Source organism: Actinoplanes sp. NPDC051405 (genome assembly GCF_055586185.1).
Map to the genome: position 1 here is coordinate 148,311 of NZ_JBVJIR010000001.1, position 18,496 is coordinate 166,806.

The 18,496-nt window shown below is 71.3% G+C and carries 16 protein-coding genes; 9 read left to right on the top strand and 7 right to left on the bottom strand.

The window, feature by feature from the left end; all coding sequences use genetic code 11:
- Positions 1 to 10: 10 nt before the first annotated feature.
- The 3 genes from ACZ6S4_RS00770 to ACZ6S4_RS00780 all read left to right on the top strand — a co-directional run bounded on the left by ACZ6S4_RS00770 (position 11) and on the right by ACZ6S4_RS00780 (position 3,491).
- Positions 11 to 1,585, top strand: a complete 1,575-nt coding sequence (locus ACZ6S4_RS00770) for an FMN-binding glutamate synthase family protein (protein ID WP_465472851.1) — start codon at positions 11 to 13, stop codon at positions 1,583 to 1,585.
- Positions 1,586 to 1,634: 49 nt separating this feature from the next.
- The gene (locus ACZ6S4_RS00775) at positions 1,635 to 2,111 is read left to right on the top strand and encodes a hypothetical protein (protein ID WP_465472852.1); all 477 of its coding nucleotides are present in this window, start codon (positions 1,635 to 1,637) and stop codon (positions 2,109 to 2,111) included.
- Positions 2,112 to 2,228: 117 nt separating this feature from the next.
- Positions 2,229 to 3,491 (top strand): outer membrane protein assembly factor BamB family protein, encoded by a 1,263-nt coding sequence (locus ACZ6S4_RS00780; RefSeq protein ID WP_465472853.1) that lies wholly within the window; start codon positions 2,229 to 2,231, stop codon positions 3,489 to 3,491.
- A 29-nt stretch (positions 3,492 to 3,520) separates the two neighbouring features.
- Here the strand turns inward: ACZ6S4_RS00780 and ACZ6S4_RS00785 are convergent, their stop codons facing one another.
- Complete coding sequence (locus ACZ6S4_RS00785) at positions 3,521 to 4,498, bottom strand: hypothetical protein (RefSeq protein ID WP_465472854.1); 978 nt, start codon at positions 4,496 to 4,498, stop codon at positions 3,521 to 3,523.
- Complete coding sequence (locus ACZ6S4_RS00790) at positions 4,495 to 5,037, bottom strand: RNA polymerase sigma factor (RefSeq protein WP_465472855.1); 543 nt, start codon at positions 5,035 to 5,037, stop codon at positions 4,495 to 4,497. Before ACZ6S4_RS00790 ends, ACZ6S4_RS00785 begins: the two co-directional genes overlap by 4 nt.
- A gap of 251 nt (positions 5,038 to 5,288) precedes the next feature.
- Between ACZ6S4_RS00790 and ACZ6S4_RS00795 the strand changes: the two genes are divergently transcribed.
- From ACZ6S4_RS00795 to ACZ6S4_RS00820, 6 genes are all read left to right on the top strand, one after another.
- Positions 5,289 to 8,099: a WD40/YVTN/BNR-like repeat-containing protein gene (locus tag ACZ6S4_RS00795; protein ID WP_465472856.1), complete on the top strand. Its 2,811-nt coding sequence runs from the start codon at positions 5,289 to 5,291 to the stop codon at positions 8,097 to 8,099.
- Between the two features lie 21 nt (positions 8,100 to 8,120).
- Positions 8,121 to 8,975 (top strand): carbohydrate ABC transporter permease, encoded by an 855-nt coding sequence (locus ACZ6S4_RS00800; protein ID WP_465472857.1) that lies wholly within the window; start codon positions 8,121 to 8,123, stop codon positions 8,973 to 8,975.
- A complete protein-coding gene (locus ACZ6S4_RS00805) occupies positions 8,975 to 10,300 on the top strand; it encodes an ABC transporter substrate-binding protein (RefSeq protein WP_465472858.1) in 1,326 nt (441 codons plus the stop codon). Before ACZ6S4_RS00800 ends, ACZ6S4_RS00805 begins: the two co-directional genes overlap by 1 nt.
- Positions 10,297 to 11,355, top strand: coding sequence for an ABC transporter ATP-binding protein (locus ACZ6S4_RS00810; protein ID WP_465472859.1), 1,059 nt, complete (start codon positions 10,297 to 10,299; stop codon positions 11,353 to 11,355). Before ACZ6S4_RS00805 ends, ACZ6S4_RS00810 begins: the two co-directional genes overlap by 4 nt.
- 35 nt (positions 11,356 to 11,390) lie before the next feature.
- A complete protein-coding gene (locus ACZ6S4_RS00815) occupies positions 11,391 to 12,260 on the top strand; it encodes a carbohydrate ABC transporter permease (protein ID WP_465473478.1) in 870 nt (289 codons plus the stop codon).
- A gap of 344 nt (positions 12,261 to 12,604) precedes the next feature.
- Positions 12,605 to 12,799, top strand: coding sequence for a hypothetical protein (locus ACZ6S4_RS00820; RefSeq protein WP_465472860.1), 195 nt, complete (start codon positions 12,605 to 12,607; stop codon positions 12,797 to 12,799).
- Between the two features lie 118 nt (positions 12,800 to 12,917).
- Here the strand turns inward: ACZ6S4_RS00820 and ACZ6S4_RS00825 are convergent, their stop codons facing one another.
- Genes ACZ6S4_RS00825 through ACZ6S4_RS00845 form a run of 5 tightly spaced genes read right to left on the bottom strand, consistent with a single transcriptional unit; the run spans position 12,918 to position 18,459 of the window.
- Positions 12,918 to 13,814: a sugar phosphate isomerase/epimerase family protein gene (locus tag ACZ6S4_RS00825; RefSeq protein WP_465472861.1), complete on the bottom strand. Its 897-nt coding sequence runs from the start codon at positions 13,812 to 13,814 to the stop codon at positions 12,918 to 12,920.
- 4 nt (positions 13,815 to 13,818) lie between these two features.
- Positions 13,819 to 15,003, bottom strand: coding sequence for a substrate-binding domain-containing protein (locus tag ACZ6S4_RS00830; RefSeq protein ID WP_465472862.1), 1,185 nt, complete (start codon positions 15,001 to 15,003; stop codon positions 13,819 to 13,821).
- Entirely contained in the window at positions 15,000 to 15,974 is a 975-nt protein-coding gene (locus tag ACZ6S4_RS00835; protein ID WP_465472863.1) for an ABC transporter permease, read from the bottom strand. The genes ACZ6S4_RS00830 and ACZ6S4_RS00835 overlap by 4 nt, the downstream gene beginning before the upstream one ends.
- Before the next feature lie 2 nt (positions 15,975 to 15,976).
- The gene (locus ACZ6S4_RS00840) at positions 15,977 to 16,951 is read right to left on the bottom strand and encodes an ABC transporter permease (protein ID WP_465472864.1); all 975 of its coding nucleotides are present in this window, start codon (positions 16,949 to 16,951) and stop codon (positions 15,977 to 15,979) included.
- Entirely contained in the window at positions 16,951 to 18,459 is a 1,509-nt protein-coding gene (locus ACZ6S4_RS00845) for a sugar ABC transporter ATP-binding protein (protein ID WP_465472865.1), read from the bottom strand. Before ACZ6S4_RS00845 ends, ACZ6S4_RS00840 begins: the two co-directional genes overlap by 1 nt.
- Positions 18,460 to 18,496: the final 37 nt, after the last annotated feature.

Consider the following 18,496-nt stretch of genomic DNA (forward strand, 5'->3'; position numbering starts at 1 on the left):
ATGATCCGGCATGAAGGTGGGCATCGGCGCCGCGGCGGCCGCAGTGTCAGCGTTGGCGGCGGTCGCCGTCCGTGACCTGCTGCAGCGCGACCACGCCCTGCTGCGCAACTTCCCGGTCATCGGCCACGGCCGGTACCTCATCGAGGCCATCGGTCCCGAGCTGCGGCAGTACGTGGTGGCCGGCAACAACGAGGAGCGGCCGTTCACCCGCGATCAGCGGCGCTGGGTCTACGCGTCGGCGAAGAAGGAGAACAACTACTTCGGCTTCGGGACCGACAACGACATCGAATACACCCCTGGGTATCCGATCATCAAGCACCGCACGTTCGGGCGGGCGGTGCCCCAGTCGGCGCCGACGGCCGGGTACGAGGCGTCCGTACCGTGCGCCAAGGTCCTCGGCGCAGCCCGCGGCCGAGCGCGGGCGTTCCGGCCGCCCTCGGTCGTCAACATCTCCGGCATGAGCTACGGCGCGCTGTCCGGCAACGCGATCGAAGCGCTGAACAAGGGCGCGGCGCTGGCCGGCTGCCTGCAGAACACCGGCGAGGGCGGGCTGTCGCCGTACCACCGGCACGGCGGCGATCTCGTCTTCCAGATCGGCACCGCGTACTTCGGCTGCCGCGACGAGCACGGCCGCTTCGACCTGCGGCGGCTCAAGGATCTGGTGGCCGGCGCCCCGGTGCGCGCCCTGGAGATCAAGCTCAGCCAGGGCGCCAAGCCCAGCCTCGGCGGGCTGCTGCCGGCCGCGAAGGTGTCGGCGAAGATCGCCGCCACCCGCGGCATCACCCAGGGCGTCGACTGCGTGAGCCCGTCGCGGCACGCCGAGTTCGCCGACACCGACAGCCTGCTCGACTGGGTGGAACTGTTGGCTTCGGAAACCGGCCTGCCGGTCGGCATCAAGTCGGCGGTCGGCGACCTCGACTTCTGGGACGAGCTCACCTCGCTGATGGCGACGACCGGGCGCGGCGTCGACTTCGTGACCATCGACGGCGGTGAGGGCGGCACCGGTGCGGCGCCGCTGATCTTCACCGACACGGTGTCACTGCCGTTCCAGGTCGGCTTCGCCCGGGTGTACGCCATGTTCGCCCAGCGCGGCCTGCACGAGCAGGTGGTGTTCATCGGCGCCGGCAAGCTCGGGCTGCCCGACAACGCCGTGGTCGCGTTCGCGCTCGGCTGCGACATGGTCAACGTGGCTCGGGAGGCCATGCTGGCGATCGGCTGCATCCAGGCGCAGAAGTGCCACACCGACACGTGCCCGACCGGTGTCGCCACCCAGAACCCCTGGCTCACCCGAGGACTGGACCCCGCGCTCAAGAGCGTGCGCGCGGCCAACTACATCAAGACCCTGCGCCGCGACCTGCTCAAGGTCGCCGAAGCGTGCGGCGTCGAACATCCCGGGCTGATCGATACCGGCTCCGTGGAGATTCTCGACGGCCGCACCGCGGCCACCGGCCTGGACCAGGTGTACGGCTATGAGCCCGGCTGGGGTCTGCCGTCGGAGGCGGACCGGTCAGCCATCGCCGCACTCATGCACGTGAGCGAACCGCAGGGCGGCACCGCCCCGCCGTCACGCTCGGCGATGCCATGAGCCACAGGCCTGATCATGACCCACGACCGAGTAGATGGAGAACCTTCACATGAGAATCGTCAAACTGGCCGCCGGCTTGGCCACGGGGTACGTGCTGGGTGCGCGCGCCGGGCGAGAGCAGTACGAACGGATCGCCGCCGCCGTCCGTACAGTGAGCGCCCGCCCCGGCGGGCCGTCAGCCGAGCAGAAACCACAGGTTCTGCCTCAGCCCGAGGCCGGCGTAGCCGTGCCGCCGGCCGAGGTGGCCCCCATCGAGCGACCAGCCCCGGCGGCCACCAGTGACAAGCCGCGCCGGCCGCGGAACCGACGCCCGAAAGCTGCCGCCGGCGCCGCGGCAGCCGGCTCGACCGACGAATCACCGACGATGAGCACGGCGAACCTCGACCTTGACGCCGTACCGATGGAGGCCGCCGAGGCCGACGTCATCGAACAGCACATGCCCGTGGTCGACCGCAGCGACGATCCCACCGACGCACCGCTGGAGAGTGACCCCACCGACGCCCACGAGCAACGCCGCTCGGTGTGATCCGACGACGGCCGGCGCTGCTCTCACGCGCCGGCCGTGGCGCATACTGCCCAACCGTGCGGTCGACGGGTACCGGTGCGTGAACGCCGGGGTGTTGGATGAGGGAATGAGATCGTCATGACCATCATCGAGCTGGGTGATCCCGGCTCCGCCGCGAGGGCGCCGGCACGACGCGTTCTTGATCACCGCGTCGTCGTGCGCTGGGCGGCGGCCGCCGTGGTCGTGCTCTGTGCGGCGACGCTCACCGGCTCGGCTGTCTCCGGGTCCGCCGTGATCGGGCCCCGGTGGAGCGTCGCCTTCAGTCCGACCAGCCTGGCCGACGCGGCCCGCGACACGGTGTTCGTCCAGTCCATCAACGTGGGCTCCCAGGTCACGGCGTACGAGCTGGGCAGCGGGGCGGTCCGCTGGTCGAAAGGGCTGCCGCGGCCGCGCGGCCGGATGACGGCCCGGGTGCCCGGTGCGGTGCTGGTCCCGATCCTGCTGCAGGGGACGGTCGCGCTCGATCCGCGTACGGGGGCAGAGATGTGGCGGCTGCCCGGCGACATCGTGTCCGCCACGCCCGGGACCGCGCTGCTCAGGCAGCCGGACCGGACGCTGGTCCTGGTACGGATGGCCGACGGCAGCCGGATCTGGTCGCGGGCGATCGAGGGTGACGAGACCTGGGCGGTCGTCGGTCCCGAACGGCAGCGGATCGTGGCCGCCACCCCGGACGGCCGGGTCCAGGTGCTGCGCCTGAGCGACGGAGCTCTGCTGTCCCAGGGCCGCGTGGAGAACGGCAGCGGCGTACCCGTCCGCAACGGCCTGGTGGCCGAGTCCGGCCTGCTGTTCGTCAACCGGATGGAGACCGACCGGGCGGTGGTTACCGCGTACGACCTGGACAGCCTGCGGCAGCGCTGGCGGTACGCGCAGTCAGCGACCGACGAGATCGTGACCGGGCCGGCGGCCCGCGCGTGCGGCGTCGTGCTGTGCTTCACCGACGGCACCGCGACTGTCGGGCTTGACCCGGACACCGGCGCCGCCCGCTGGCGTGCGGCCGGCTTCGTCGACGCCGTACCGGTCATCGGGCAGAACCGGGTGCTGGCCGCCAGCGGCGACCACAGCGGGTATGCGCTGATCGACACCGCCACGGGCACCGTCGTGCTGTCCCTCGGCGCGGGCACCGCCGTGCGGGACGCCGTCCGCTCCGTCCCGGGGTACTACCTGCGCCCGGTGGCCCCGGACGGGCGCCGGGCCGCGGCCGGCCGGATCGACCTGGCGACCGGCGGGTTGCAGCTGCGCGGCATCGTCGAGGCCGTCGGCCCGCAGGGCTGCACGGCCGTCGCGGACACCCTGATCTGCGGTACGACGGACGGCCGGCTGACCGTCACCGACGTCGGCTGAACCCGGCGCAGCCGGCCGAGCGCTCGGGCCTACCCGGTCTCGCCCGGGCGGTCGACGATGGCCGTCTTGCGATAGATCACCTGTCGGTACAGGTCACCCTTGCGCCCGTCGCCGGTGCCGCGCTCGTCTTCGACCGCGATCAGACGCTCGCCGATCAGCGTGTACGTCTGCTTGTCGAACAGCAGCTCCTGCGACAGATAACCCTCCACCAACCGGCCGAGCCCGATCGCCGGACGCCCGTCGAGGTTGACCGCGTCCGGGTTCACCTTCATGCCCGGCTGCTGGGCGAGGTAGCGGAAGATGGCCGCTTTGACCTCGGGCGGCAGCACGTACTGGCCGGCCAGGGCGTCGGGCCTCGCCATCACCCCGCCCTCGGGATGCTTCAGGTACGCGGCGATCGCCTCGGGCGTGGTCAGCTTGACGATCTGCGACCAGGGGACGAAGGCGAAATACGTACCGTCCTGGCCCTGCCGCAGCACGTCCAGCTTGCCCTTGCGCATCGACGCCTGCACCTGGCCGTCGATCCGGTTCCACATCTGGACCTTGCGGTATTCGGCCTTGCCGGGCAGCAGCGCCCCGTTCGGCGCCTTCTGCTCGTACGCCGGCGGGTTGCGCATCTCCTGGGTCTCGACGTACATGAACCGGGTCGGGGCCGGATCGGTCCACTTCTCCTGCTCCACCGTCCACGCCGCGTTCTCCAGCACCTGTGCCGCGTTGACCGGGCGCAGGTACGGCACGGTCGCGACCGCCTGGGTGTGGCCCGGCCGCTGCTCCGAGGTCGGCGGCGTCACCCTGGTCCCGCCACCGGCGTTGCCGATCGCGACCGCCGCGACGACGGCCGCCGCCGTGGCGACACCGACGACCATCGGGACCCGCAGACGCCACGAGGCCCGGGTCCGGGGGGCCATCCGGGTCCGCAAGGCGTTCCGGGCGCGCTGCTCGGCCGCCGGGGACGGCTCCGGGTCGGGGCCGAAGGTCTCCCGCAGGATGCTGATCTCGTCCATCATTCGTCCACCTCGATCTCGGCGCCCAGCGCCTGCCGCATGTCCTGTCGTGCCCGGTGCAGCCGGGACCTGGCCGTGCCCGCGGGTATGCCCAGCGCCTCGGCGGCCTCCTGCTGGGTGAGCCCGGCCCAGGCGACCAGCAGCAGGACGGCCCGTACCGGTTCCGGCAGCCGCCGCAGGGCCTCGGCGAGCCGGCCCCGCACGGCCGCCGCGTCGAGCCGTCCCGCGACCGCGTCGGCGTGGCCGTCGGCCTCGCCGGCCTGCTGCCCGCCGGCCCGGGCGAGCGCCCGGTAGCGCCGCAACTCGGCCCGGACGTGCCGGGCAACCAGGTTCGAGGCGATCCCGAACAGCCAGGGCCGCGCGTCACCGCGGGCCGGATCGAAGGCATGCCGACGATCGAACGCGGTCAGGAACGTCTCCGACGCCACGTCCTCGGCCAGATCGGGGCCGAGCCGCCGCGCCACGTACGCGTAGATGGTGCGATAGTGCCGGTCGAAGATCGCCGTGAAGTCCCGCTCGACGAGGTGAGCGTCGGCATCCAAGCCCGTGGTGCCCGGTTGTTCCACAGGGTGCATCACACCCTTACTTCGCCGGAACCGGAAAGAGTGTTCAGGCAAGTGTCCGGTGAGCAACGTATCGGACACATGCGAATATCCCCATGCCTGGTTCCATTCTCCCGTCGGGCATTGCCCACGGGTGGGCCCTCTGCGATATTCCAACCTGGACCGCTGCCAGCGACGGTAGTCAATCAGGGCTCCGTGCTGCAGTGTTGCCTTCTTGTGCGGAGGACCCCGTGAAACGCCGACCTCGCCAGCTCTCCATAGGCCTTGCCGTTCTCGCCCTTCTTGCGACCACCGGCGCCGCCGGGATCCACTTCGCCGGTGCCGAGGTACCGGTTCCCGTGGCCGTCGGCGGCGAGATGCCCGGCGCGCTCGGCGCCCACAACCAGAAGCTGCTGCAGGCCGTGCCGGGCAACGACGGCATGGCGCCGGACGGTCCCGGCGTCGCCGGGCAGCAGGAGTTCCTGGAACGGGCCTACCCGGCCGCCACCATCTCCGTCGAGCAGATGGACAGGTCGAAGGCGGCGTACGCGGCCGCTGAGAAGCGCGCTGTCGGCAACCTGCGCGGCGCCGCCGCCCGGAAGTGGACCAACGTCGGCCCCAGCGAGGCGCTGTACCCGTTCACCGAGTTCCGCAACTCGTTCAACTACGTGCCGAACGAGTACGTGGCGGGCGGCCGGGTCACCTCCATCGACATCGCCCCGGACTGCAACAACCTGCTCTGCCGGGCCTATGTCACCCCGGCCGGTGGCGGCGTCTGGGCCACCCTGAACGTGCTGGCCGCCGAGCCCAAGTGGTTCTACCTGGGCGGGCCGCTGGGTATCAACGCCGCCGGTTCGGTCCGCATCGACCGCAACGACCGCACCGGGCTGACCGTCTACGCCGGCACCGGCGAGGCGAACATCTGCGGCTCCGGCTGCGTCGCCGGCGTCGGCCTGTACAAGTCGACCAACGGCGGCGTGACCTGGAAGGGCCCGCTGGGCAAGGACGCCCTGGACGGCAAGGGCATCGGCGAGATCACCATCAAGCCGGGCGATCCGAAGACGCTGTACGTGGCCACCACCACCGCCCTGCGCGGCATGTCGAGCTCCTGCTGCACCGGGGTGACCCGGCCGGTGCCGGACGCCGCCAAGTGGGGCCTCTACAAGTCCACCGACGGCGGCACGAGCTGGAGGTTCATCCACAACGGCTCGACCGACCCGGCCCAGTGCACCGGCAGCGCCGCGGAGTTCGCCAACACCGCGACCTGCTCGCCGCGCGGCGTGCGTCACGTCAAGCTGGACCCGCGTGACTCCGACGTCGTCTACGCCTCCTCCTACGCCCGCGGTGTCTGGCGCTCCCCCGACGCCGGCGCGACCTGGACCCAGATCAAGCCCTCGCTGAACGCGGCCGTGATCCAGACCCGCGCGGCGATCGACGTGGCCGCGCTGCCCGGCGGCAAGACCCGGATGTACGTGCACGAGGGCAACACCGGCACCCCGTACTCGCGGCTGTTCCGCAGCGACGACGTGGCCACCGGCACCCCGGCCTTCGCCGACCTGACCAGCTCGAACCCGGCCGACCCGGGTTACGCCACCTACAACCAGTGCACCGGGCAGTGCTGGTACGACCTGTTCGTGCACACCCCGGCCGGGCACCCGGACATCGTCTACACCGGCGGCTCGTACGTCTACGGCGAGACCATCGCCCACAAGCGGGCGGTCGTGCTGTCCACCGACGCCGGGGTCAGCGGCACCGACATGACCTTCGACGGCACCGACGAGCTGCACCCCAACGGCCTGCACCCCGACCAGCACGCGCTGATCACCCACCCGCGTAATCCGTACCAGTTCTTCGAGGCCAACGACGGCGGCGTGATGCGCTCCAGCGGCACCTTCGTCAACCGGTCGAGCTGGTGCGACAACCCCGACCGGGAGTTCACCACAGCCGCCGAGCTGGAGCGCTGCCGGCAGATGCTGTCGAAGATCCCGGCCAAGCTGACCGGCATCAACAAGGGCATGACCACGCTGCAGTTCATCAGCCTGTCGACCAGCCCGCACGACCCCAAGCTGTTGCAGGGCGGCACCCAGGACAACGGCACGTGGGAGAACAAGGGTCAGCGCAAGCGCTGGGTCAACACGATGATCGGTGACGGCGGCGCGTCCGGCTTCGACGTGGGCCGGCCCGAGTTCCGGTTCCACACCTTCTTCGACGCCTCGCCCGAGGTGAACTTCAACAACGGCGACATCGGCAGCTGGATCACCATCTCCGACCCGATCTTCGGCCAGCCCGGCACGCTGTTCTACGCCCCGGTCATCAACGACCCGAAGGTCAGCGGCACGATGTTCGCCGGCACCGCGCGCACCGTGTACCGCACCAAGACCTTCGGCCTCGGCGACCGGAGCATCGAAGAGGCCAACGAGATCTGCAACAGCTGGACCGGCACCTTCGACGAGGTGTGCGGCGACTGGGAGCCGCTGGGCACCACCCAGCTGACCGCCGCGACCCTCGGCGACCGGGCCGGCGGCGCCGTCTCGGTGGTCCAGCGGGTGGCTTCGGACTCCTCGACCGCGTACGCCGCGACCAGCACCGGCCGGGTGTTCGTGAGCCGCAACGTCGACGCCGAGCCGGCCTCGGCGGTCACCTGGACCCGGATCGACACCGCCACCACCCCGAACCGGTTCGTCACCAGCATCCACATCGACCCGGCCGACCCGGCCCGGGCGTGGGTCTCCTACAGCGGGTTCTCCTCGAACACCCCGGCCACGCCCGGGCACGCGTTCGAGGTGCGGGTGCCGGCCACCGGCGCCGCGACCTGGACCGACCGGTCGTACAACTTCGGCGACCAGCCGATCACGGACCTGGTCCGCGACGACGTCACCGGCGACCTGTACGCCTCCTCCGACTTCGGCGTCCTGCGGCTGGTCAGGGACGGTACGACCTGGGCCAAGGCGGCCACCGGCATGCCGAACGTCGAGGTCGCCGGACTGACCGTGGTACCGGGTGAGCGGGTGCTGTACGCGGCCTCGCACGGCCTCGGCGCCTGGCAGTTGTCGCTCCGGTAGCCGGCCATCGGAGACAACCTGGTGAGGGGCCGCAAGCGCGGCCCCTCACCGCTGCCCGCGGCAGCCGGCCGCGCCTGGCGCACCCTCGGCGCGGTCTTCGTCGTCCTGGTCTTCGTCCCGCCGCTGCTGCTGCTGATCTCCGGATCGTTCACGCAGCCCGGGCTGCCGCCGTCGCCGACACCGCAGCTGGTGCCCGATCCGGTGTCCACCGCCGGTTACCAGCAGGCCGCCGCGCTCGGCGGCCTGCTGCGCGCCTCGCTCAACTCGGTCCTGGTGGCGGCCGTCGCGGTGCCGCTGAGCGTGCTGGTCGCGGCCCTGGCGGGCTTCGCCCTCGCCCGGCTGGCTCCCCGCGTCACCGCCACCGTCGTGGCCGCCTCGCTCGTCGCGCTGATGGTGCCGGCCACCGCCCTGCTCGTGCCCCGCTTCGCGATCTTCCGGCTGCTCGGGCTCACCGACACCCTGGTGCCGCTGATCGCCCCGGCTCTGCTCGGCACCTCGCCGCTCTACGTGCTGGTGTACTACCTGGCCTTCCGGGCGCTGCCGGGCGAGCTCTACGACGCCTGCCTCATCGAGGACCTCTCGCCGGTGCGGATCTGGTGGCGGGTCGCGCTGCCGCTGGTCCGCCCGGTGACCGCCGGGCTCGCTGCCCTGACGTTCGTGCTGACCTGGTCCAACTTCCTCGACCCCCTGGTCTACGTCTACGACCGCGACCTGTTCACCCTGCCGCTGGCGCTGCGCTCACTGTCGGTGCTGGACCCGACCAACTTCCCGGTCTTCCTGGCCGGGGCGGTGCTCGCCACGGCACCGGCGCTGGCCGTCTTCGTGCTGGCTCAGCGGCGATTCCTGCGTCACGACGATCCGACGGAACGGACCTGATGATGAGACTCAAGGCGCTGCTGGCGCTGCTGCTGTGCACCATGCTCGCCGGTACGGGCTGTGGCTCCGGGTCCACGTCGTCGGCCGGCGCGCCGGTGCGGTTGCTGGTCTTCGGCGCCCCCGAGGAACTGGCCGCCTACCGGACGCTCGTCGACGCGTACGAGAAGGCCCGGCCCGGCGCCGACGTGCAGCTGGTGGAGGCCAGCGACCGCAAGGATCTGCTGGCCCGGCTGGCCACCTCGGTGGCCGGCGGCGCCCCGCCGGACGTGTTCCTGATGAATTACCGCTTCTACGGCCAGTTCGCCGCCAAGGACGTCGTCGAGCCGCTGGACGGCCGGATCGCCGACTCGCCGGCGATCGACCCGGGCGACTACTACCCGGTGGCGATGGACGCCTTCAAGTGGGGCGGCAAGCAGTTGTGCCTGCCGCAGAACGTCTCCAGCCTCGCGGTCTACTACAACCGCACCCTGTTCCAGAAGTACGGCGTGGCCGAGCCGAAAGCCGGCTGGACCTGGAACGACATGATCACCACGGCGACCGCGATGACCCGGGACCCCGCCGGCCGGGTGATCAAGGGAACGGAGAGCGAGGGTGCCGCCCAGCGGCCCGCCCTGTACGGCCTCGGCGTGGAGCCGTCGATCATTCGGCTCGCCCCGTTCGTCTGGTCCAACGGTGGTGAGATCGTCGACGACCCGGCCCGGCCGACCCGGCTCACCCTGGACACCCCGGCCGCTCGCGAAGCCCTCAAGAATCTCGTCGACCTGCGGCTGGCGTACGGCGTGGTGCCCACCGACGAGGACGTGGAGGCCGAGGACGACGAGTCGCGGTTCGCCAACGGCCGCCTCGCCATGGTGCTGAGCTCGCGCCGGGCCACCACCACGTTCCGCACGATCACCGACTTCGAGTGGGACGTCGCCCCGCTGCCGGTCTACCGCAAGCAGGTCGGCGTGCTGCACTCCGACGCGTACTGCATGACCAGGGGGTCGAAGAACAAGGACGCCGCCTGGAGGTTCCTCGAGTTCGCCATCGCCGCGGAGGGGCAGAAGATCATCGCGGCTACCGGGCGTACCGTGCCCTCGCACATCGCGGTGTCGACCTCGGCGGCGTTCCTCGGCCCGGCCCAGCCGCCGCGCAGCGCCAAGGTCTTCCTCGACGCCATCCCGACCGTGCGGGCGCTGCCCACCGTCTCGACCTGGCCGGAGATCGAGGACGCCACCGGCGGCATCCTGGAGAACGCCCTGTACCGGGGTGACAAACTCGACGACGTGATCCGTGATCTCGATGAGCAGACCCGGCCGTTGTTCGCCCGCGGCGAGCACGGGTGAGCGATCCCGGGCTGCTGCTGGAGGGCGTCTCGGCCGCGTACGGGCGCACCCCGGTGCTGCGCGGCATCGACCTGACCGTGGCCCACGGCGAACTGCTGGTGGTGCTCGGGCCGTCGGGGGCCGGCAAGTCGACGGTGCTGCGGGTGGTGGCCGGCCTGGAACCGGTCACCGCCGGGCGCGTGCACATCGCCGGGCGCGACGTCACCACCGAGCGCCCCGGCCGGCGCAACGTGTCGATGGTCTTCCAGTCCTACGCGCTGTTCCCGCACCTGAGCGTGGCCGACAACATCGCCTTCGGCCTGGAGGTACGCGACACCCCGCGCGTGGTCGCCCGGCAACGGGCCCGGGCGGCAGCCGAATCGGTCGGCTGCGCGGCCCTGCTGGAGCGGCGGCCCGGGCAGCTCTCCGGCGGCGAGCGGCAACGCGTCGCGCTGGCCCGGGCGCTGGTGCGCGAACCGGACCTGTTCCTGCTCGACGAGCCGCTGTCCAACCTCGACCTCGCACTGCGCACCGAGATGCGCACCGAGCTGCGCGCCCTGCACGACCGGCTGGGCGCGACCATGGTCCACGTCACCCATGACCAGACCGAGGCGCTGGTGCTCGCCGACCGGATCGCCGTGCTGCGCGACGGCCGGATCGAGCAGATCGACACCCCCGACCGGATCTGGCACCGCCCGGCCAGCGCGTTCGTCGCCCGATTCGTCGGCTCGCCGGCGATGAACCTGCTCCCCGCGTCGGGACCGTTCACCCCCTCCGGCAGCGCCCCGCCCGGGCCGGCCGGAGCGGAGGAGCTGGAGATCGGGTTCCGGCCGGGGGCCGTCACGCTGCACGGCGCCGCCGACGAGGCCGGCGGGAACGCCGCCGTCGTGGACCGGGTCGAGGTGGTCGGTGAGGACGCGTACGCGTACCTCGTTCTGACCGGTGGCCAACGGCTCGTCGCGAGGGTGCCGGCTGATCGGCGGCCGGCCCGGGGCGCGGCGGTACGGGCGGACGTGCGCTGGGCGGACGTGCACGTCTTCCACGCCGACAGTGGACTGCGGTACAGCCCGTCATGAGACCGGACTCGCGTTCACGCCGTCAGCTGGTGATGATGCTGACGCCGTACCTGATCGGTCTCTTGGCTCTGATCCTGCTGCCCGCCGTGATCACGCTGGCGCTGGCCTTCACCGAGTACGACCTGCTGCGTCCGCCGAGGTGGGCCGGGTTCGGCAACTTCAGCGAGCTGATCCACGACCCGATCTTCCGGGTGGCCCTGACCAACTCGGTGGTGTTCGCGCTGGTCGCCGTACCGTTGCGGGTGCTTTTCGCGCTCGGCCTGGCGCTGTTGCTGCACCGCCGGGCGCTCGGGGTGGGCAGCGCCCGCAGCGCGGCGATGCTGCCGACCGCCGTGCCGGAGATCGCCTACGGACTGCTGTGGCTGTGGCTGCTCAATCCGCTCTACGGCCCGATCAACCAGGTCCTGCGCAGCGGTGGCGAGAACGGCCTGACCATGCTGGGGCGCACACCGCCGCAGTGGCTCACCGACCCGGCCGATGCCCGGGCCGCGATCATCGCGATGAGCCTGTTCACGATGGGCGAGACGTTCGTGGTGCTGCTGGCCGCGCGCCGGGCGCTGCCCCGCGACGTCTACGAGATGGCGGCCCTGGAGGACGCCACCGGCTGGGACGTGTTCCGCCGGGTCACCCTGCCGTTGATGGCACCGGTGCTGGGGCTTCTGCTGGTACGCGACGCCGTGCAGAGTCTGCACTTCACCTTCGTGCCGGCGCTCGTGGTCACCGACGGCGGACCACCGCCGTACGCCACCACGTACCTGTCGCTGTTCGTCTACCGCAACGGCTTCGAGTATCTGCGCTATGGCTACGCGGCGGCCGCGACCCTGGTGATGATCCTGCTGACGGTGGCGGCGGTGGTGGTCCAATGGCGGCTGATCCGGCGTTACCGTGCCTTCTACCGCTTGTGAGGAACGGGCCGCGGGCGGGTCGCGTCCCAGCACTGGAGGTGCCTCCCATGATGCGCAGGGCAACAGTTGTCGTGAGCGTGATCGGTCTGCTGTGGCAGACCGCAGCCTGCAGTTCGGCCGGGCCCTCGGACGACCTGCCTGGTGCGCAGCCGAGTGCCGGTTCCTCGTCTGCGCCGGCCACTCCCCACATGGCTCCGTCGTCCGAACCTGCTGCTCCGGAGTCCACCGGCGCTGCGCCGCGGAGCACACCGCCGCGGTCGCGGCCCGGGACACCGGCGGCTCCCCCGGCGCCCTCCGGTGACGTGCCGGGCCCGCTGCCCTGGGGCACCCGGACGCTCACGGGCGTGGTCGAGCGCTCGGGTGACTGCACCATGCTGGTGGTCGGCCGGCGCCGGTGGGCACTGACCGGGCCGAAGGCTGCGGCACTGAGCCCGGGCGAGAAGGTGACCGTACGGGGCAACCTGGCCACCCGGCCCGCCGCCTGCGGCGATCGGGACCTCGCCCAGACCGTCGCGGTGGTCCGCGTCGCGCCTGCTTGAGTCGGGGCCCGGTGCCGGCGGGCAAGTTGGCTCTCGCGGAGCAATCACCAGACGGGTCGGCGTGACCGCCCAGGAACCGCCCCACGAGAGCGTATGACGTATGATGTCTTCGCAAACGTTAATGTGAGTTTCCGTTCACGTCAAGTGATGGCTGTCGATCCATGCGCCGGTCGACCGATCGCAGGTACATCAGGCCGTCCAGGGCCAGCCGGTCCGGCGAGAGGGCCAGCGGGCGCCAGATCGACGCGGCGGTGGCGATCGCATCATTCAGCGCGGTGAACGACTCGATGCACACCGCGCCCCGGTATCCGGTCGCGCGCAGGGCACTGAAGAAGCGGGACCAGTCGAAGTGGTCTCTGCCGGGTGCTCCGCGATCCGTGCCGCTGACCTGGACGTGCTTGATGTGGGGCCCGGCGACGCCGAGGATCACGTACGGGTCGGACTCCTCGATGTTCATGTGATAGGTGTCGATCATCAGGCCCACGTTCGCGGGCAGCCCGTCGATCAGTTCGAGCGCCTGCGTCACGGTGTTGACGACGCTGGTCTCGTAGCGGTTGAGCGCCTCCACGCCGATGCTCACGCCCCGCTCGCCGGCGTAGTCGGCGACCGGCGCCAAGGCCTCGCGGAAGTCCGCGTAACAAGCCGTCCGGTCCGCCGGGGACATGCGCCAGGTCCTCCCCACCGATGCGTACACCGGGCCACCGACGCAGGGCGCCCCGAGGACGGCGGCGTTGTCCACGCAGGTCTTCAGATACGCCACGGTCGCCGTGACCACGGCGGCCGGCGCCGCCACCAGCTCACGCCCGGGCGGGGTCACCGCGCAGACGCCGGCCGCGGTCAGGTGGTGCGCCGCCAGCAGGTCGCGGGTGCGGACCGGGTCCCAGTCACCCGGTTGCTCGAGCGGCAGCTCGATCGCGTCGAAGCCGAACGCGGCGATCCGGGGCACGAGCTCGGCCAGGGCCTCGTCGTCGACCGGCGAGGCCCACACCCACGGGTTGACACCGATGGCGTACAACCGGCTACTTCCAGCGCTGCGGGTAGCCGGGCAGGTCCGTGCAGCCGCACACGGCGTAGTGCAGCGGAGGCATGTCCGCATCGATGTACCGGCCCAGGTTGTCCTGGGTGATGGTCGGCTGCGGCAGCTTCCACGGGCTGGACACCGGTTCGCCGTTGAGGACGCGCAACGCGGCGATGATCGGCGTACGCCACTGATAGGTCGGATAGGTGGGCGCGATGGCGGTGAGGTTCTTGTCCTTCCACGTCTCAAGGAAGTCGAGCTGGTCCTCGCCGTTGATCGGCGGCACCGGCCGGCCCTCGTCGACGAACGCTTCGACCGCGGCGACCGCGACCGCTCCCGCGTCCATCCAGACCCCGTCGATCGTGCCGTACCGCTGGATGTAGTCGTTGACGATCTTCTTGGTCTTGGCCGGGTCGCCGTCGGTGAACTCGACGCCGATCACGTCGACGCCGGCCTTGTCGAAGGCGACCTTGGCGGCGGACCAGCGCGTCTCCAGCACGTCGACGCCGGGCAGAATGCGCAGCGCGAGCACCTTGCCGCCCGGCTTCATCCGCTTGCTGATGAAGTCGGCCGCGACGTGGCCGAACCCGTAGCCGCCGATCGGGTTGATGAAGGTCACCGGGCAGGTCGAGTCGACGCCGCGGTCGAAGACGATGACCGGCAAACCCTTGGCGCAGGCGGCCTCGACGGCCGGGGTCAGGGTGGCGGTGGTGTTCGGCGACACGATGAGCGCGTCGCACCCCTTGCCCAGCAGGTCGTTGATGTCCGCGATCTGCTTCTGGTCCTTGCCCTCGGCGTCGACGTGGACGAACTGCTCGATGAGGCGCCCGTGCGTCTCCACCTCGGCCTGCATGGTCTTGAAGCCGACCTGGCGCCACGGGTTGTTCAGGCCCGCGTTCGAGAAGCAGATCTTGTACGGTCCCGGCTTCTTGAACTTGGCGGTCTCCACCATGCTCGGGTCGAGCACCTGCTCCCACGGCTTGCCGGCGGGCCCGGTCGGGGTGGCGCCGAGCAGGGCGAGCTCCTTGTCGTAGTCGGCCTGAACGAAGAACTTCGACTGTGCCCCGGTACCGGGCCCGGCTGCTTGCGACGCGGCGCCCGAGGCAACGGCGGTGGGCTCGTCGGTCGCGCAACCGGCGAGCGCCAGCACGGCACCGATCGCCACGGCGGCTGTGGAACGTCTCACTGGATCCCCTTAGCTGGAACGGAACGCATGGCCGAGACGGCCACGGCGAGCAGGATGATCGCGCCCTGGACCGTCGATCTGAGGGCGCCGGAGACGCCGTAGAAATTCATCAGCGTGAAGAGCGTCTCGAGGGTCAGCGCACCGAGCATCGCGCCGACGACCGAACCGCGGCCTCCACCCAGGGCGACGCCGCCGAGGACCACCGCGGTGATGGCGCCGAACTCCAGACCGGCGCCGGCCTGGAAGGAGACACCGCTGTACCCGCCGATGAGGATCGCGGCGACCGCGGCGGCCAGTCCGCTCAGCACGAACGCCAGGGTCTTGGCGTGCCGGACCCGTACCCCGCTCAGCTCGGCGGTCCGCGGGTTGCCGCCGGCCGCGACCAGGGTCCGCCCGAAGTCGGAACGGGTCAGCAGCACGGCCAGCGCGGCCACGGCCAGCAGGATCAGCAACGCGTACGGGAAGCGACCCACCAGGAACACGTCCTCGAACGCGCGCCGGCCGAACCGGCGGAACTCCTCGGAGAGCCCGCCCTTCGGGGCGCCGTCGGACCACAGGTAGACGGCGCCGACGAGGATCAGGTACATACCCAGGGTTGTGATGAAGGAGGACACCCGCAGCCGTGTGGTGATGAGGCCGTTGACGAAACCGACAGCTGCGCCGAACGCCAGGAGCAGCAGGATCACCGGCCAGGTACGCGACGGAGCGCTGTCGATGAGCCGGGCGGCCACGACGACCTGCGCGGTGACCAGAGAGCCGACGGACAGGTCGAACTCGCCCGCCACGATCACGAAGTACTGACCCGCGGCGAGCAGGATGAGCGGCGCGGAACGGCCGAGGAACGACATCAGCGACGGCGGGGAGAGGAAGTCGGGTTGGCGGATGCCGAGCAGCACCAGCAACACCGCGAGGAGCACCAGGATGGGTACGAGGCCACCGAGGCGTAGCCGGCTCCGTTCAGCCAGCCGCATGGCTACGACGCCGCCTTGCGCAGGGCCCGCCGGGCGTAGACGGCGACGGCCGCGATGATGATCACGCCGCGGATCACCTGCTTGACGAAGGCGTCGACCTCGAGCTGGTTGAGGATGGCGTCGATGCTGGCCAGCAGCAGCACACCACCGACGGTGCCGGCCACGCCACCGCTTCCCCCGGCCAGGGCGGTGCCGCCGAGGACCACCGCGGCGATCGACTCCAGGTCGTACAGTCCCTCGGTGCCCACCCGCGGCGCGCCCGAGCCGAGCCGGCCGGCGAGATAGATGCCGGCCAGACCGGCGCAGAGCGAGCACAGCACGTGGGCGGTGATCAGCACCCGGTCGTTGCGGACGCCGGAGAGCCGGGCGACCTGCGGGTCACCGCCGACGGCGATCAGATGGTGACCGAAGCGCGTACGGGTGAGGACGACCCAGGTCGCGGCGGCGACGGCCAGCAGGAGCAGGAACGACACGGGCACCGGGCCGATGCGCTGGTATCCGAGGCTCTGCACGAGAACCGGCGCGGTGCGGCCCGCCGGGCCGTCGTAGCCGTTGTCGAGGTAGCCCTTCAGCAGCAGCGCGACGCCCACGGTCGCGATGAACGCGTTGATCCTCGCCTTGGTGACGAGCACGCCGTTGAGCAACCCGATCGCGGCGCTGACCCCGAGCGCCAGCGCGATACCCGGCAGCAGGCCCGCGTTGCTGCCGGCCATGGCCTCCGCCGCGACCAGGGTGCTGAGGCTGACCACGTACGCCACGGACAGGTCGAGCGAGCCGCCGATGATGACCACGGTCTGGCCGACGGCGACGAGCCCGAGACCGGCGGCGACGTGCAACAGGCTCACCGTCGTCGGCTGGCTGAACAGCTGGCCGCCGTCGATGGTGACGACCAGCCAGCCGACCGCCAGGGTGAGGGCCAGGGCGATGAAGACGCCGGGCGCGGTCCGCCGGGCCGGCAGGGTCAGCGCGGTGCTCATCAGGCCGCCGCCGGCACAGCGCCGAGGGCGAGGGTGAGGACGTCCTCCTCGGTCGCGCCCGCGGGCAGCTCGCCGGCGATCCGGCCGTCGCGCAGCACGATGATCCGGTCGCTCATCCCGAGCAGCTCGGGCAGCTCCGACGAAATCATGAGTACGGCCGCACCGTCGCGGGCCAGGCGGCGGACGAGGTCGTGGATCGCCGACCTGGCGCCCACATCGATGCCCCGGGTCGGCTCGTCGAACAGCAGGATCCCGGGCCCGAGGGCCAGCCACCGGGCCAGGACGACCTTCTGCTGGTTGCCGCCGGACAGGAAGCGGATCTCCTGGTCCTCCGTGGCGGCCCGCACGTCGACGGCGGCCAGCAGGTCGCGGACCCGGGCGGTACGGGCGGCGCGGCCCCGCCAGGTGGGCAGCACAGCACGCCCGGCCAGCAGTGCGTTGTCGAGCACCGACGCCCCGGCGACGATGCCCTCGCCCTTGCGGTCCTCGGTCACGTAGGCGATGCCGGCGCGCATCGCGGCGCGGGGCGAGCGCAACCGGACCGGTCGGCCGTCGAGCGTGACCTCGCCGGTGGTGAACGGCGCGGCGCCGAACACAGCGCGAGCCAGCGCCGAGCGCCCCGAGCCCTGCAGGCCACCGACGCCGAGCACCTCACCGGCCCGCAACCGCAGATCGACGTCCCGCAGCTTGCGGTTGCCCCCGTTGCGGACGGCGAGCCTTACCGGACCGGGCTCGTCCGGCGCGGCCCGGTCGGGGTAGTAGCTGGACAGGTCGCGGCCGACCATGTGCCGTACCAGCCGGTCGGGGTCGGTCTCCGCGGCCTTCACGGTGGTCACCAGGCCGCCGTCCTTGAGCACGGTGATCCGGTCGGCCAGGTCGAAGACTTCTTTGAGGCGGTGCGAGACGTACAGCACGCCGATCCTCCGCTGCTGCAGCCGCCGGACGAGCGCGTAGAGCCGCTCCACCTCGTTGTCGGCCAGGGCGGCGGTGGGCTCGTCCATGATGAGCAGCCGCGCGTCGAGGGCGAGCGCCTTGACGATCTCGACGATCTGCTGCCGGGCCACGCCGAGACGACCCACCCGGGACCCGGGCCGCAGCGAGCTCTCCCGGATCGAGGCCAGCAGCTCGGCGGTGCGCTCCCGCATGGCCCGGCGGTCGACGAGCCCGCGGCGCACGGGTTCGTGGCCCAGATACACGTTCTCGGCGACGGTGCGCTCCGGCAGCAGGTTGAACTCCTGGTGCACGATGCCGATCCCGGCCCGCTGGGCGTCGCGCGGGCCGCTGAACCGTCTTGGCGCGCCGGCGAGCTCGATCGTGCCCTCGTCGGGCGCGTACCCGCCGGACACGATCTTCATGAGCGTGGATTTGCCGGCGCCGTTCTCGCCGACGACGGCATGCACCTCGCCCGGTACGACATCGAGGTCCACCCCGTCGAGGACGCGCACGCCCAGGAACGATTTACCGATGCCCTTCAGTGCGAGCAGCGGCGACGGCAGAGCGTCAGACATCAGCGGCCCCAACGATGCTTGGTCAGCAGAATGGATC

Excerpts from the sequence above, each read along its gene's own strand:
- ACZ6S4_RS00770 (WP_465472851.1), top strand. The coding sequence starts at position 11 with ATGAAGGTGGGCATCGGCGCCGCGGCGGCCGCAGTGTCAGCGTTGGCG.
- ACZ6S4_RS00775 (WP_465472852.1), top strand. The coding sequence starts at position 1,635 with ATGAGAATCGTCAAACTGGCCGCCGGCTTGGCCACGGGGTACGTGCTG.
- ACZ6S4_RS00780 (WP_465472853.1), top strand. The coding sequence starts at position 2,229 with ATGACCATCATCGAGCTGGGTGATCCCGGCTCCGCCGCGAGGGCGCCG.
- ACZ6S4_RS00785 (WP_465472854.1), bottom strand. The coding sequence starts at position 4,498 with ATGATGGACGAGATCAGCATCCTGCGGGAGACCTTCGGCCCCGACCCG.
- ACZ6S4_RS00805 (WP_465472858.1), top strand. The coding sequence starts at position 8,975 with ATGATGAGACTCAAGGCGCTGCTGGCGCTGCTGCTGTGCACCATGCTC.
- ACZ6S4_RS00815 (WP_465473478.1), top strand. The coding sequence starts at position 11,391 with ATGCTGACGCCGTACCTGATCGGTCTCTTGGCTCTGATCCTGCTGCCC.
- ACZ6S4_RS00835 (WP_465472863.1), bottom strand. The coding sequence starts at position 15,974 with ATGCGGCTGGCTGAACGGAGCCGGCTACGCCTCGGTGGCCTCGTACCC.
- ACZ6S4_RS00840 (WP_465472864.1), bottom strand. The coding sequence starts at position 16,951 with ATGAGCACCGCGCTGACCCTGCCGGCCCGGCGGACCGCGCCCGGCGTC.
- ACZ6S4_RS00845 (WP_465472865.1), bottom strand. The coding sequence starts at position 18,459 with ATGTCTGACGCTCTGCCGTCGCCGCTGCTCGCACTGAAGGGCATCGGT.